At 65.9% G+C, this 14,826-nt stretch carries 11 protein-coding genes, 1 tRNA gene and 2 pseudogenes; 9 read left to right on the forward strand and 5 right to left on the reverse strand.

Annotation, left to right across the window (positions count from 1 at the left end; all coding sequences use genetic code 11):
- The first annotated feature begins 30 nt into the window (after positions 1–30).
- Together ABT297_RS22635 and ABT297_RS22640 are read left to right on the forward strand one after the other, a co-directional pair.
- A complete protein-coding gene (locus ABT297_RS22635) occupies positions 31–1,029 on the forward strand; it encodes a helix-turn-helix transcriptional regulator (protein ID WP_350552855.1) in 999 nt (332 codons plus the stop codon).
- Positions 1,030–1,184: 155 nt separating this feature from the next.
- Entirely contained in the window at positions 1,185–1,637 is a 453-nt protein-coding gene (locus tag ABT297_RS22640) for a hypothetical protein (protein WP_350552857.1), read from the forward strand.
- A 34-nt stretch (positions 1,638–1,671) separates the two neighbouring features.
- Here ABT297_RS22640 and ABT297_RS22645 read toward each other — a convergent pair whose 3' ends face one another.
- Positions 1,672–2,745 (reverse strand): phosphotransferase enzyme family protein, encoded by a 1,074-nt coding sequence (locus ABT297_RS22645; RefSeq protein ID WP_350552859.1) that lies wholly within the window; start codon positions 2,743–2,745, stop codon positions 1,672–1,674.
- Positions 2,746–3,710: 965 nt separating this feature from the next.
- Here ABT297_RS22645 and ABT297_RS22650 point away from each other — a divergent pair.
- The 6 genes and pseudogenes from ABT297_RS22650 to ABT297_RS22675 all read left to right on the forward strand — a co-directional run.
- Entirely contained in the window at positions 3,711–4,751 is a 1,041-nt protein-coding gene (locus tag ABT297_RS22650; protein WP_350552861.1) for a hypothetical protein, read from the forward strand.
- Entirely contained in the window at positions 4,736–5,299 is a 564-nt protein-coding gene (locus ABT297_RS22655; protein ID WP_350552863.1) for a hypothetical protein, read from the forward strand. Before ABT297_RS22650 ends, ABT297_RS22655 begins: the two co-directional genes overlap by 16 nt.
- A 362-nt stretch (positions 5,300–5,661) precedes the next feature.
- Complete coding sequence (locus ABT297_RS22660) at positions 5,662–8,727, forward strand: RHS repeat domain-containing protein (RefSeq protein ID WP_350552865.1); 3,066 nt, start codon at positions 5,662–5,664, stop codon at positions 8,725–8,727.
- 13 nt (positions 8,728–8,740) lie between these two features.
- A pseudogene (locus tag ABT297_RS22665) lies at positions 8,741–8,983 on the forward strand (RHS repeat-associated core domain-containing protein); the annotation flags it as partial.
- A 108-nt stretch (positions 8,984–9,091) separates the two neighbouring features.
- Complete coding sequence (locus ABT297_RS22670; RefSeq protein WP_350552867.1) at positions 9,092–10,372, forward strand: polymorphic toxin-type HINT domain-containing protein; 1,281 nt, start codon at positions 9,092–9,094, stop codon at positions 10,370–10,372.
- A gap of 137 nt (positions 10,373–10,509) precedes the next feature.
- Positions 10,510–10,680 (forward strand): annotated as a pseudogene (locus ABT297_RS22675) (barstar family protein); the annotation flags it as partial.
- Between the two features lie 45 nt (positions 10,681–10,725).
- Here the strand turns inward: ABT297_RS22675 and ABT297_RS22680 are convergent.
- From ABT297_RS22680 to ABT297_RS22695, 4 genes are all read right to left on the reverse strand, one after another.
- Entirely contained in the window at positions 10,726–11,412 is a 687-nt protein-coding gene (locus ABT297_RS22680; RefSeq protein ID WP_350552970.1) for a hypothetical protein, read from the reverse strand.
- 483 nt (positions 11,413–11,895) lie between these two features.
- Positions 11,896–11,971: transfer RNA gene (locus ABT297_RS22685), tRNA-Lys, on the reverse strand.
- A gap of 80 nt (positions 11,972–12,051) precedes the next feature.
- On the reverse strand, positions 12,052–12,189 hold the full coding sequence (locus ABT297_RS22690) for a hypothetical protein (protein ID WP_350552869.1): 138 nt from the start codon (positions 12,187–12,189) through the stop codon (positions 12,052–12,054).
- A gap of 63 nt (positions 12,190–12,252) precedes the next feature.
- A complete protein-coding gene (locus ABT297_RS22695) occupies positions 12,253–13,281 on the reverse strand; it encodes a LacI family DNA-binding transcriptional regulator (protein ID WP_350552871.1) in 1,029 nt (342 codons plus the stop codon).
- Between the two features lie 202 nt (positions 13,282–13,483).
- Here ABT297_RS22695 and ABT297_RS22700 point away from each other — a divergent pair, with 202 nt between their 5' ends.
- The gene (locus ABT297_RS22700; protein WP_350552873.1) at positions 13,484–14,824 is read left to right on the forward strand and encodes an ABC transporter substrate-binding protein; all 1,341 of its coding nucleotides are present in this window, start codon (positions 13,484–13,486) and stop codon (positions 14,822–14,824) included.
- Positions 14,825–14,826: the final 2 nt, after the last annotated feature.

A 14,826-nucleotide genomic window follows, 5' to 3' on the forward strand; every position in this document is an offset into this window, starting at 1 on the left:
ATCCACCAGCCTGGCCGGAATATACGCCGCATGGTGTCGCAATTCCTGGAAAACTTGGTGTGTGTGACCCCGGACCGCTTCTTCGCCCTGATGCTGCTCCTCGAATCGAGGGATGGCGCGACCACACAGGACCTTGCCTCGGCGCTCGGGGTTTCCCTCCGAACCATCACCCGGGACCTGAACTGGCTCCGCGACGCCGGTCTGCCAGTGACCGCACACCGGGGCCGCCTCGGCGGCGTGACCATGCTGCCCGGGCCCGGGCTCGACCTCACGCGACTCACGCCTGGCGAGCGTGATCATCTCTCACTCATCGGGCTGGATGAAAAGCAACGCGCGGAGCTCAACGCATCGGTCGAAAGCCGGCGCGCGCTCGCCAAGATCGCCGCTACACAGTCACGTCGAGTTCATGAGCTCCTGCCGCTCACCGACGTCGTGCACGTGGACAGTCGTCCCTGGCTCCAGACACGAGCTTCCGGCACGACTCCGGCTTCGCTGATCGGCGCAGTGCGGCGAGGTCGCCAGCTACGGATCGAGTACGACAGCCCACGCGAGTCATGCCCACGCGACGTGGTCGTGGATCCCTACGGGCTGTTCGCCAAGGCGGGCATCTGGTATCTCGTCGCCGACTGTGCCCGAGTGCCACGGATGTACCGACTCGAACGGATCACGACGTGGAAAGAACTCGACCAGCCACGACGGATCCGCGAGAACCAGACCCTGGCCACCGTCGCAGCAGCGCTCATTGATCAGTGGGCACACAACCACGCGATAGAGGTCAGCGCCACCATCGACCCTACCCAGATCGAGCGAGCGCAACGGATTTTTGGCCTACGACTCATCCGGGACGACCATGAAGAATCCGCCACCGGCCACAAGGTAACAATTCGCTTCCTGCATCTGGAGGACGTACGAGCATTGCTGCCGTTCGGGAACGCCATCACTGTGCACGGCCCCACCGAAGCCAGGGCTCACCTCCGCGCCCTCGCCACCAACCTTGCCCACCACTACGCGCCGTCACCAACGTCCTGACCAGCAACACCTAGTTGTCCTCCACGCGCTGTCGGCCGAGCAGGAGGGCAAGGGTGCCCCTGGCCGCTCGTCGTCGACGGCGCTGAAGCAGTAGCGCACGCCAGAACCCGTCGGCAAGCTCGATCGGCCGGATCGCCGCCGCAACACGCTGGGACTTGACAGGGAAGCTGGATGCCGTTTCGGGAGCGGCGGCCGCTGCTCAGCGTGAACGAGGCTGGGAGGAAGTCCTCCTGCTGGTGCTCAGAGACGCCGGCGCCTGGGTGGAGGAAAGCGATGTTCCGGCGAAGCTCTCGGCCCGAGCCCGGGTGTTCGCTCCCTTGGTCAGCCGGCGTGATGTCCGACCGCTGGACCTTCTCCTCTTCTTCCTGTACCGCGTTCTGGAGAGGCCGGGACAGGACAACGGCAAAGCGTTCGTCGTGGCCAACGTCGACAGGATTGAGGAGTACCCGTTAGGAGATTTGTACACGACGCCGCTCACGGTGGCACCGCAGCAGCCGGTGCACGTGTTCGAGGAGTACCGGCAACGTGCAGTCGGCCGCATTGAAGCCCTCCGGAGCGCAGACGTCGACATTGTCAGTAACACAAGGCAAGATCACAAAGCCGTGTGATTCCGTGACCGTCTGGTGTTGGACCATCGACGGCCTACCGGCGGAACGCGGCTCGGGTTGCGGCTGCGGTGGAGCGGAAGTACTCGGGTGGTCGGATGAACCACCACTCGTCGAACGGGGACCCGTTGAGGATCGCGCGTCGGTAGCCGAAGCAGGTGAGATAGAGCGTTCGGATGTACATGAGTGCTTCGAGACGGTCGAGTTCGTCGTCGGTCGGCTCGACGTGCCGGCGATAAGCGCCCGCGGCAGCGTCGATGCGCTCCTGGTCCGGCCGCCTCGGGTTCCAAGAGCCGGTGCCCCAGATCAGGTAAGCGAAGTCGGCGAGGCGTGGTCCACGACCCGATGCCTTCCAGTTGATCGCGACCGGCGCTCGCTCGCTCAGGATGACGTGATCGGGGGCGTGGAGCAGGTTTCCGTGCAACAGCCCCTCGGGCAGACCGTCGCCGTCATCGGCCGAGCGCACCTTGTCCCTGAGCCGCTCGAACCGTTCGCGTTCAGCGTCCGGCACTTTGGTATCCACGGCGTCGAGAAACGCGAGCGCGGCGAGCAGGTCCTGACGCGGTGCGCCCTCACGGCTTGGGTCCTCCCCGCTCGCTCCGCCCGGTCGCCTTATGGACTCGTCTTGCGGCAGGGCGTGCAGTCGTCCGAGCAGGTCACCCATCATCGCGAGCTTCTCCGCGCTGTCGGGAAGCTGGCCGCCTCGGACGAACCGGGTCACGAGGACTGAGCTGCCATCGAAGTCGGATACGGCGTCGTCGACCGCAAGGCGCTCCGCGGGATAGTCCTGTCGCTGCAGAAACCGCAGGATCGCCGCGTCGCCCTCGACACCTGCCCTGGGGCGAGCGGGCGGAAAGGCTCGTGCGACCCACGGCTCGCCGTCCCTGCGGTCGATGCGAAAGACGTAGGTCTTGTGCACGCTCAGCTTCGTCGCCGCGATCGGGTCGATGTCGTAACGAGCCCGTAGATGGGCGAGCAGCCGCTCTCCAGCGGGCTCGTGATCTATCCGCGCGCCGAGACCCTTCAGATCGGTCAGCGCTTCGGTGTAGCGCTGACCGGTGTCCTGCGCGTGGTGGCGAACCACCTTCTTGAAACTACCATCCTTCGTCATGGGCAAGCCTCCTCTTGACACCCTCGCCCCCCAGCGGCGCAGTGTGCAGAGATGACCTGTGACGTTCGACGACCGTGAGGGCAACTTCCCCTTCGCCATTGGAACCCCGGCTGGGGCGGACGTTCCATAGCTCGGCGTGCGGTCGACGCCGTCCAGAGCAGTCTATCAACCCTGCATAGCCGCGTACGGCTCGTCGCTTGGTTCGACTGACGACGCTCAACGCCCACGCCACCAGGTGGCGCTCGAACTCAGCGACACGAGAATGACCCCAGCGACTGCGGCGCTCGCTGTGAGCGACAGCTGGCGCTCGAACTGACATACAAAACCAACATCGCCGCACACCTCTACCGATACCGCAAAGCCAAGTGGAACCGAGGTCACGGATCCAGTCACGTGCTGATCGCGGGCGGTGCGACGCTGCGACAGCGTCTGCACCGCTCCCGCGGGTGATGCGTTGACCCTGCGCTAGGTGATTGTCCGGAAGCGTGGAATGGCCCACGGCGTGGAGACGTCCGCGGGCGGCGGTGGCGCAGGGACAGCCGGATCAATGACGGCCGACATGACCGGCTGGAAGCTGTCGATGCGGAGGGTCTCGGCGTGGCAGTTGGGGCACGGCCCGTCTGGAGCGCAGTCGACGCCGGCCAGGAGGTTGCGTGCGTGGTGGAAGGCGTCGTTTGGGTGATCGGCCCCTTATGGCGTGCCACTGACCGGACTGTTCTGTGGCGGGCAGAGCAGCCGCCACCTCGGGCCGCATCGGGAGGTACAGCTCGGCGCCGTCGTGGCGGACGACGAACGTCCGGTCGAGGTAGTCGCATTCGTCGGGGCCTGGTTGATGTACCGCATACCAGGCGGCGGACGCTCACCGTCGCCGTCACCCGCGACGGCATGGCGATGGAGCAGCACTTCGCGTTCACGCCCCGGCTGAGCAACTGCCCGCCGCGCTGTGGGCGCCGCTGCCCGCTTCGATGACGCCCGACCCGCACGCGCCCACCGTCGTGCCCGGCCTGCTCGGCGGCTTCGACATCAGCCCGCGCACCGACCCGATCGTCGGCACGGACCGGGCCACGGTGGAGGGGGTGGAGCTGCTGCAGTACCACCTGCCGGCGCTCCCGTCCGGGACGTACCCGCTCACCGTCACCCAGGACGTCACCAGTTCCGAGGGCACCGCCACCCCGCCGGAGCGCCGGCGCACCCCGCCGCAGCACCTCGCCGGCGGCGGCCCGGTCACCTTCACTGTCTCCGGCGTGCGCCCGAGCGTCACCGACGCCGACGTCTACGCCGTGTACCCGCCCGACGGCGGCACCGCCGACTACGCCCGCGACCTGCCGCACGTCATCCTCGACCGGAGCACCGTGCCGTGGCAGGTCATCGAGGGCCGGCCGTGGCTCGCCGTCGTCGTGTTCGACGAGCCCGCCGCCCCGCCATCGCGCACCGCGACCGTCGACGGGCTGACCGTCTCCGTCATCGACGTCCCGGACGACCTGCGCCCAGCCAAGGCCACCCTGCCGCTGCTGGCCCACGTCCGCCGGGCCGCCGACGGCACCGAGCGCGCGGTCGTCATCGGCGGCCGGCTGCCCAGGCCCGGCGCCGTCCACGTCGCGCACCTCGTGTCCGTGCGCGCCGACACCGGGCCCATGGTGACCCTCAAGAGCTGGCGGTTCACCTGCACCACCGCCCGGCCCGGCCTCGCCGGGCTGCTGCGGCGCCTCGCCGACACCAGCGCGCCGCTGAGCGGGGCGGCGAGCGTGCCGTACCTGCCCGCCGACGGCCCGGCACAGGACGTGACCTACCGGGGCTCGCTCGCCCCGAAGCCCGACGGCGAGCGCCCGGCGCTGCCCGGCACCGTGGCCGCCCTGCCGGCCCACCTGGCCGCGGCCTGGCAGCTCGGCGGCTCCTGGCCCTGCAGAGCAAGCCGTTCGCGGCGGCGCTGTTCCGCTGGAAGCGGCTGCGCGCCCAGCACCGCAAGTCCGGCGACACCACCCTGCCCCCGGTGCCCGACGCCGTGACCGGGTGGCTCGACAGCCTCGCCGACCTGGAGGGCGTGCCCTTCAACTACCTCGTGCCCGACGCCGCCCAGGCCGCGGGGGAGAGCCTGCGGTTCTTCTCCGTCGCCGAGGGGTGGATGGCCGCGCTGCTCGACGGGGCGCTCAGCCTCGGCCGGGTCACCCCCCAGACCTGCGCATGGACGCCACGCTCGCCGCGGACCTGGCCCCGCACGCGGGGGCGTGGGCCTCGTACCTGCTGCATCCGGGCGCGCCGCAGCGCCGCAGCGGGTTCCTGCTGCGCTCCCACGCCGTGGCCGGCTGGCCGGACCTGCGCATCACCGCGCCGGACGGCTCGCTGCCAGTCCGCACGGTGCTGCTGTCGGCCGACACCGTCCTGGTCCGGCATCCGCATCACCCAGCCGCCGCAGACCCTGCACTTCACCCTGGGCGACGACGCGGCAGCGTGGCAGGGCGGCAACCGGGTCGTCGACGTCGCGGCGCTCGCCTCGGCCACGTTCGCGGCGAGCATGCTGGCCGGCGCCACCACCATCGCCGTCGCACGTGGTTAGAGTCTGTATCGAAGTGGGGTCGGAGCGAGGCGAGGCGATCAGGAAGTCGACGCCGCAGCCCGGCCATCCCCTTTGATGCAGACCCTAACTTTCGCGGGAGCGCCCGCGCCGCACGGCATTTGTGCGGCCCAGGGCGGTGGTCGTGCGCGTCAGGAACGGGCAGAAGTGCTTGGGACGAGGACATGGCGCCGGAGCAGACGCGCCGTGTGCTTGTCGCGTCTGCCTCAACTTCTGGGTGATCCGCCTCGACGAGGTCGGCCAGTGCCGCGAGTTCACCGAGTGGTGGATGAAGCAGCCCAAACATTCCTGACCGCAGCCTCAACGACCCGCAGACACTGTCGGAGATCACCTACTACCGCGGCATGTCGAAGAACAACAACACCACCGCGGTCACCCTGACCGACTCCCAGGGCGGGACCCACGACGACGCCGACCAACTCGCCGGCAGCCCCCTTGAGAGCACTGCATACCTGGGCAACGGTGGACCCGTAGACCATTCCACCATCAGCTCCTACTGGGTCTCTGCCGCAACCGTCACCCGCACCCGTACCGGCCTGCCAGACCTGACCGCCAACTTGGTCGGCGCCGCCGAGACGTTCACCAGGCAGGCCGTCACCGGCTCCGGTACCACGACCTGGCGCTACAACGAAACCGACACCACCTACGACACCACCACCAGCAGCGCAACGTTCGGCTCAGTGCTGTGGGAGTACAGCCACACCGTCCCAGCCAACACCGCCTACGACCGGTGCACTCGCACTACGTACGCCAAGCCCAACACCACAGCAAACCTCGTTGCCCTACCAGCCGAAGTCGAAGTGAACGCCGTTGCCTGCGGCGGATTCACCGAAGCGGCCAAGCCCTCCATGCCGTCGGCGCTCAACACCCTCACCGCGCCCGCGTCGGTGAACCGTCCGGCCCAAGTGGTGTCGGTCACCCGCACGTTCTACGACGACGTGAACTTCAACGCCACCTTCCCCCAGACGACCGCGCCCGTGTACGCAGACCCGACGATGTTGCAGAAGGCGTCGGACCATACCAGCGGTGCCTTCACCTTCCAGACCACCACCAAAGCGACCTACGACAGCGTGGGACGGGCTACCTCGACCTTCGACGGCAACGGCAACAACACCACGACCACCTACACCACAAACAGCGTGGGCCTCGTCGTGGGCGCCAAAGTCACCAACCCGCTGAACCAAAGCGCATCCACCACATTCGACCCCACTCGCGCGCTCACGAAGACGGCCACCGACGCCAACGGCGTTGTCGCAACCCGCTGGTACGACGCCCTCGGCCGCGCCACCGCGGTATGGCTGGCCTCCCGCCCGACCAGCAGCCCGGCCAACTACCTGTACAGCTACCAGATCGCCAACAGCGGCACGACCGCGCGTGCAGCCGTGACCACCCAACGGCTCAACGACGCTGCCATGTACGTCCCCTCCACGACGATCTATGACGGCCAGTTCCGCGTCCGGCAGACCCAGACCGCCACTCCGAACAGCGGGCGCCTGATCAGCGACGTCTTCTACGACACCCGCGGCTGGAAACGCGCCACCAACACCGCCTGGTCCAATCCCGGCACCGCCCCCGGCACGACCCTCATCGCCCCCGACCAGATCACCCCACGGCCGCCGATCCCGGTGCAGGACTTCTACACTTACGACGGCCTCGGCCGGGTCGTCGTCGACACCAGCGCCAACTCCGGCGTCACCGTGTCCACCACCACCACCGTCTATAACGGTGACCGCACCACCGTCATCCCACCCAGTGGCGGCGTGACCACAGCGACCAAGACCGACCCCATCGGCCGCACCGTCGAGCTCGACCAGTACGCCAACCCACCCACACTCAACACCCCGACCAACACGTTTACAGGCATCTGGTCTGTCACCGGCGGCACCACCGTCGCCACCAGCTATGGCTACGACAGCCACGGCAACCAGGACAAGATCACAGACGCCAACAACACCACCTGGACCACCACCTACAACCTGCTCGGGCAGGCCACCGCGAAGACCGACCCGGACGGCGGCACCAGCTACTCCGTCTACGACAACGCCGGCAACCTTACCCAGGTCACCGACAGCCGGCTCAAACTCACGTCGTTCAAATACGACGCCCTGAACCGCAAGACCAGCGCCTACGACGCACCTGTCGCCACTCAGGCGAGCTCGAACCAGGTTGCCGCCTGGGTGTACGACAACTCCGATAGTGCTGTCACCGGCATGAAGTACCCGATCGGGCACCTCACCAGCGCCACCACCTACTGGAGCGGCAACCCTTACAAGATCCAGTACAAGAACTTCAACGTCTTTGGTGAATCCCTCGCCGAAACCGTCACCATCCCCTCCACCGGCGAAGGCAGCGTGCTTGGCAAGGCGTACACGTTCAACCACGTGTACTCGACTCTGACCGGCCTACGGTCTGCGGACGTCTATCCGGCCGCCGGTGGCCTGCCCGCCGAAACCGTCAGCTACGGCTACACCAGCGCCCTCGATTTGGTCAACAGCGTCGGGGGTCTGGGGGGCTACCAGTCAGCCACCGCATACGACGACTGGGGCCGGATCAGCCAGGCCACCCTCAACGCCCAACCCAACGTCACCTACCTCACCAACCAATACGACCCGCACACCGGCTGGCTGCTCAACCAGAGGGTGACCCGGGCCGTAGCCACCCCGGCTGACGTCGACGAGCAGGCATACAAATACGACAAGGCCGGCAACCTGCAGCGGCAGATCTCGACCCGGCTCGGCGCGGCCACGCCAACCGAGACCCAGTGCTACAGCTATGACGGACTCGCCCGGCTCACCGCCGCCTGGACCGCCACCGACGACTGCACCGCCACCCCAACCACCGTCGACCACCACACCGTCGGCGACAGTCTCGGCGCCACCAGCACCTACTGGACCACCTGGAGCATCGACCCGCTCGGCAACCGCACTCAACAGGTCAAACACAGCATCACTGGCGGCGTTGACACCACCACCGGCTACACCTACGACGGCAACAGCGCCGGCCAGCCGCACACCCTCACCGCCACCAACACCAGCGGTGGAGCCACGGAGACCACCGCCTACCGCTACGACAGCGCCGGCAACATGACCTACCGCAACACACCGGCGCAAGGTCCCCAAACCCTGACGTGGAACGACCAAAACCAGCTCACCAGCGTCATTGGCAGCACCGGCTCCAGCACCTTCAAATACGACGCCGCCGGCAACCTGCTCATCCAGCACGACGTCGGCACCACCACCTTGTACCTGCCGGGCGAGCAACTCGTCCTCAACAACACCACCCAGGCCGTCACCGGCACCCGCTACTACCCGCTACCCGGCGGCGTAACCGCAGTACGCACCGGCACCGCCACCACTGCCTACACCTACCAAGTCAACCGACCAACACGGCACACCCACCCTGTACCTTGACAACACTGCACAAATACCCAGCTGGCGGCAGACCACCCCCTACGGTGAACCGCGCGGCGCTACTAGCACCTGGCCCGACAACCACGGCTTCCTGGGCGCCCCCACCAACTCCGACACCGGCCTCACCCGCCTCGGCGCCCGCGATTACGACCCAACCACCGCCCGTTTCACCAGTCTCGATCCCATCTTTGACACCGCCGACCCACAACAACTCAACGGCTACAGCTACGCCGACAACAACCCAACCAGCCTCGCCGACCCAGCCGGCACCGACCCCTGCTCGACCGGGGGCAACGGCTGCACCGTCCAAGGTGCCAGCGGCACCTACTATCCGACCCAAGAAGACGCAGTCGCCCGCGGAGATGTGTGCTGGAACGCAAACACCTGCGAACATCACCGCATCGACGGCGGCACATGCAGCATCAGCTGTAAGCTGCAGCAACCGGCTAAAACCGCCACCGGCGCAAGGCTTGAGATCGGCGGACTGAAAGGCCTCGGATACAAAGGATCCGACGACTTCACCTACGCCGACGCTCTCAACTTTGCCGCCACAAATTCGGAGAACTTCAACTTCGTCTGCACTGTCATATTCGGCTACAGTCGGGACCACTGCACCGCCATCAACCCGATCGGCAGAGACGTACCGGCGTGGAAAGTGCTGCTTGGTGCGGTAGCCGCAACTTTGATCGCCGCCGGCGTAATCGTGTGCATCGACGCCGTCGTTGCCTGTGCCACGGCAGTCGGTGAAGCCACCCTCGACTTCGCCGCCTACGGCGGCACAGGAATGGCACTCACCACCGGCGGCGGCGCAGCACTAGGGGCCCTCGAACTCGCCGGCGTAGAGAGTGCCGAAGGTGAAGGTGCGAACCTCCTCCGCCTTCTCTGTAAAACAAATAGTTTCACCCCAGATACGCCCGTTGTGATGAGTGATGGCACCACGAAACAAATCGAAGACATTCGTATTGGTGATCAAGTCGTAGCGACCGACCCTACCACCGGCACAACAAGCATCCGGTCCGTCACTGCGCTGCATGTCAATAATGACCATGACTTTACTGACATTGCTGTCCGTAGCATCGATGGAAACATTGCCATCCTGCACACCACTCAGCACCACCCGTTCTGGGACGCAACCGCACAAACCTGGGTAGATGCCGCAGAGTTCGTTGTCGGCCACGAACTTCGCACTCCAAACGGCGCACCGGCTGTGGTCGTTGCCGTCCGGCTCTTCTCGGGCGCCAACCTGATGTACAACCTCACCGTTAGTAGCGTCCACACGTACTATGTTCTTGCGGGCGACACGCCGGTTCTTGTTCACAACACGGGCGGCAGCACTGCTTGGTGTGGCGGCCAAATTCCAACCGAATCTCTTGAGGTTATCGATAGTATCAAGAAGAACGGTGTCATCGTTCAGAGTGGCCCGAAGGGTCCAGTTGTTCCAGAGCAATTTCTAAACGACGGCCGTAACGGCGGTACCATCCTTCCGAGAACGACGGCTGGCGGAGATGCAATCACTTATCGTGAATGGGGGACGATCCCAGGTGCTAACAATCCAAAGCCGGGAGGCGAGCGAATCGTGACGGGCTCTGATGGCTCGATCTGGTACACGCCCGACCATTATCAGACGTTTATTAGGCATCAATGACGATGAACGAAATTCAGCGGCTCTGGGACACGTCGCGCCCGTGGCTCCATGTATTGCCTAGCGACACTGACGTTGCTCGCATCCGCACGTCAGCGCCAACTGAGTCTGTCGTACTGGTTGAACTCGATGGCGCGCGGATGCGAAGTGTCGATGATCTATTCCGGGAATTCGTCCGTGAATTCCGATTCCCGGAATACTTCGGATGGAACTGGCCGGCATATGCGGAATGCATCGGGGACCTGGAATGGCTGCCGGCGCGAGCCTATCTAACGATAGTCAAGCGACCGGAGCTACTTCTCGATGATAGTCCAGCTGATCGGGAGACGTTCTACAGGATTACAAACAACGCGTGTTCACGGTGGGCAAATTCGTTTGCCTTGGGGCCAGAATGGGGCGGTGGCGAAGTGCCCTTCAATATCGCTCTGTTCTGTGACGAGCCAAACAGGGAGGCAGTCAAACAAGTGGTCGGGGCCTACTTGTAGCGGCATTCCGTTACCACTACGCCCCGTATTGGCGCGATGCCTATGTTCATCGACGTCTGTTGGAAAGCGCATTCGGGCGTCTGCGTAGCCGTCGACGTTGCCGTCACAACCATGCAAGCATATAAGCTTACGGTCTTCGGCGGCGTCGCCGGACAGCTCGATCTCTGCCTTCAACGTCACTGCGGCCGAGGACTGGCTGAACCGCTCGGCCTGCTGATCCCGTTGCTCCGCCCGCGCCCGCCCACGGCGCGCATCCACCGCGTTTACCACGATGCCGACATGGACGCCCAGGCGAGAACGGCGCCTCAACCAGAACCCGAGGGCCATGATCACAAGGCCCAAGGCCGTAAAGAAAACGAACCACAGTCGGCCGGGCTTCTCGCCTGTCGCCAGGGACTTCATCGTCTCGGTGACGAAGCCGCCGGCGACGAGACTGCCGACCGCGATCGCAGCCGAGCCGTCGGCCAGCAACGCACGGATCCCTTGTCCATCAGCGGGCCGTTGCCCCGCACCTACGACCGTCAGATGCGGCGCGCCGGTGCCCTGCGTGACCGTCACTAATTCACCACCGTCAGACGAAGCGGTTGTCCCGCGCTGACGGATCTGGTCTCAACTCAGGCCAACCAGCGCCCCGGACAGCCTAGGGGTCCAGCGAGCGCCGAGTGCCGCAACACACCGTCGGCAACCTCGCGTGGTCAGCAAGCTGTGGTCGCTGGCCCGTGAGGCGGGCGAAGATCTGCGGGCTTATCGCCGATTTCGCCGAGGTCGAAGCGGATACGTGGCTTCGACCACCAACGTGCCCGCTGGGACTGCACAGTTCTGTGACGTGCCACGGCGGGATTCGAACCTGCGCCCAACAATGCTGTTGCCACATATCGCGTTAGGACATGTCCTGCGTCACATCGGCTGATCGCCTGCTGTCGGGCTGTTCCGGCCTGTAGCGAGCGCTACGGATCACACGCCGATCACACAATCGTCCATCGTGGACAATCGAAAGGCCACGCTCCTGGAGAGTTTCCCCAGGCCGTGGCCCTGTTGATCTGGTACGCCGCGTAGGACTTGAACCTACAACCCGCAGATTAAGAGTCTGCTGCTCTGCCAGTTGAGCTAGCGGCGCCCGGCTGAACGGAGGTAACCCTAGCACGGCCACCCGGGGCCTCACCAAACGAGATACCCCCGTCCAGAACGTGGCCCGCGTTACTCCTCGTCGTCTTCCCAGAAGAAGTCAGTCTGGGAAGCCTGGTCCGGATCCTCCTCGAGCAGGTCGGAGTCCGGGCCGGCGAGCTCGTCCATTTCCTCGTCGGCCTGGTCCCAGGTCACGGGCGAATTCGGCATCTCGGCTGTCATGGCACACCCCCGTGGGTACCGGATCGTGATTCCAAACTGGCGACTCGCGAGCTACCCGGCGTCGGCGGTCCTAACCGCGACCGGCCAGGTGGAGGCGCGCAGTACCAGGGTGGTGGGCATGAGTAGCTCCTCGGGGGTCCAGTCGCCGGTGGTCATCGCGCGGCGCAGCATGCTCGCGGCGAGCACGCCCTGCTCGAAGACCCGCTGGCGAACCGTGGTCAGGTCGAGCAGTGCGCTCAGTTCGTGATCGTCGAAGCCGATGACCGATACGTGACGTCCGGTACGGCGCAGCGCGCTCAGGGCTCCGAAGGCGAGTTCGTCCGATTCGGCGAACACGGCCGTCGGCGGGTCGGCGAGGGTGAGCAAGCGTCGCATCGCCTGTTCGCCGCCGTCCAGGCCGTGCGGTACCGACACGATGAGCTCCTCGGCCATGGGGATTCCCACGTCGGCGAGTGTTTCGGCGTACGCGCGCCGCCGCGCGTGTGCGACCGGCAGGAACATGCTCTGGTCGTTGTACGTCGAGATCATCCCGATGCGCCGGTGGCCGAGGGCGAGCAGGTGCTGCACCGCCGTGGACGCGGCGGCGGAGTCGTCGATCCGGACGCACCCGGCGCCGGGGACGTTGTGGCCCACGGCGACGATGGGGACGCCGAGCGACAGCAGGTCGGCGATCTCGGCGTCGGTGAACTGCATGGCCACGGTGAGCACGGCGTCGACGCGCCGGCGCAGGGGGAGCTCGCCGAAGAAGCGCTGCCGGGCCGGGATGTCGCCGAGGTTGTACAGCAGCAGGTCGAGGGAGTGCTCCCGCAGCACCGACTCGGCGCCGGCCACGATCTGGCCGAAGAACCAGCGGGAGGCGTACGGGACGATGACGCCCACCGTGTGCGTCCGCCCGCTGGCCAGGCGCGAGGCGATCGGCGAGACGACATACGAAAGTGACGCCGCGGCCCGTAGCACGCGGTCGCGCGTCTCGTCGGAGACGTTGGGCAGCCCGCGGAGGGTGCGCGACACGGTCGCGGTCGAAACTCCCGCGAGCCGGGCAACGTCCTCCATGCTGACTGGCGGTGGTGCGTCAGCCACACGCCGAAGGCTAGGCAACGCGGCCAACGACGGCAATATGTCCGCTGTGTTGCTAACTCGTTATCGATGAATGCGGCCGAAGGGGTCGACAAACCGGCCCTGCAAACGCTTACATCCGAGGAACACAGGCACACCCCAGCACACCGGGTACGCGGGCGGAGGCTGTTCGCCCGGACCGGGTATAGCCAGAAGGAGGCTAACCATGGCCGTCCTCTCGAGGCGGCGTCGAGCGTTCGCGCTCGCCGGTGTGGCCACATTGGCCCTCGCCGCATCCGCCTGCGGCAGTGGTGACAAAGACGCCGGCTCCAGCAACGCCGACAAGCCCGAGTGCGCGCCGTTCGCGCAGTACAAGGTCGAGAAGACCAAGCGCGTTTCGATCTACGCCACGATCCGCGACGCCGAGGCCGAGAAGCTCAAGGAGTCGTGGAAGCAGTTCGAGGGCTGCACCAATATCAAGATCGACTACGAGGGCTCCGGCGAGTTCGAGACCCAGATCAAGGTTCGCGCCGACGGTGGCCAGCCGCCGGACATCGCGATCTTCCCGCAGCCGGGCCTGCTCGCCTCGTTCGTGAAGAGCAAGAAGCTCAAGGAACTGCCGGAGCCGGTCAAGACCAACCTCGACAACAACTGGTCGAAGGACTGGGCCAAGTACGCGACCGTGGACGGCAAGGTCTACGGCGTGCCGCTGGGTGCCAACTTCAAGTCGCTGGTGTGGTACTCGCCGGGCCTGTTCAAGGAGAAGAACTGGACCGTCCCGACCACGTGGGACGAGATGATCGCCCTCTCCGACAAGATCGCCGCGAGCGGCATCCAGGCGTGGTGCGCGGGCATCGAGTCCGGTGACGCGACCGGCTGGCCGGCCACCGACTGGATCGAGGACATCGTCCTGCGCGACCAGGGCCCGGACGTCTACGACCAGTGGGTCAACCACACGATCCCGTTCAACGACCCGAAGATCTTCTCGGCCGCCGAGCGCGCCGCGTCGATTCTCAAGAACCCGAAGTACGTCGGCAACCCCAAGACCATCGTGACCACCTCCTTCCAGGAGGGCGGCCTGCCGGTCAAGGACAAGAAGTGCGGCCTGCACCGCCAGGCCAACTTCTACTCCAACCAGTGGCCGAAGGGCACGAACGTCGGCCCGGACGGTGACGTCTACGCGTTCTACTTCCCGCCGGTGGACCCGTCCAAGGGCAAGCCGGTGCTGGTCGGTGGCGAGTTCGTCTCCTCCTTCACGGACCGCGAAGAGGTCGTCAAGGTGCAGACCTACCTCGCCTCCGGCGAGTGGGCCAACAGCAAGGCCAAGCTCGGCGACTGGATCTCGGCCAACAAGAAGCTGGACGTCAGCGCCGTGACCGGCACGATCGACAAGCTGTCGGTGACGCTCCTGCAGGACCCGGCCACCGTGGCCCGGTTCGACGGCTCGGACCTGATGCCCGCCCAGGTCGGCTCGAAGTCCTTCTGGACCGGCATGACCGACTGGATCAACGGCACCAAGGACACGAAGACGACGCTGGACTACATCGAGAACAGCTGGCCCAAGTAGTG

The organism is Dactylosporangium sp. NPDC000555, from assembly GCF_040300025.1.
In the GTDB taxonomy this organism is placed as follows: Bacteria; Actinomycetota; Actinomycetes; order Mycobacteriales; family Micromonosporaceae; genus Dactylosporangium.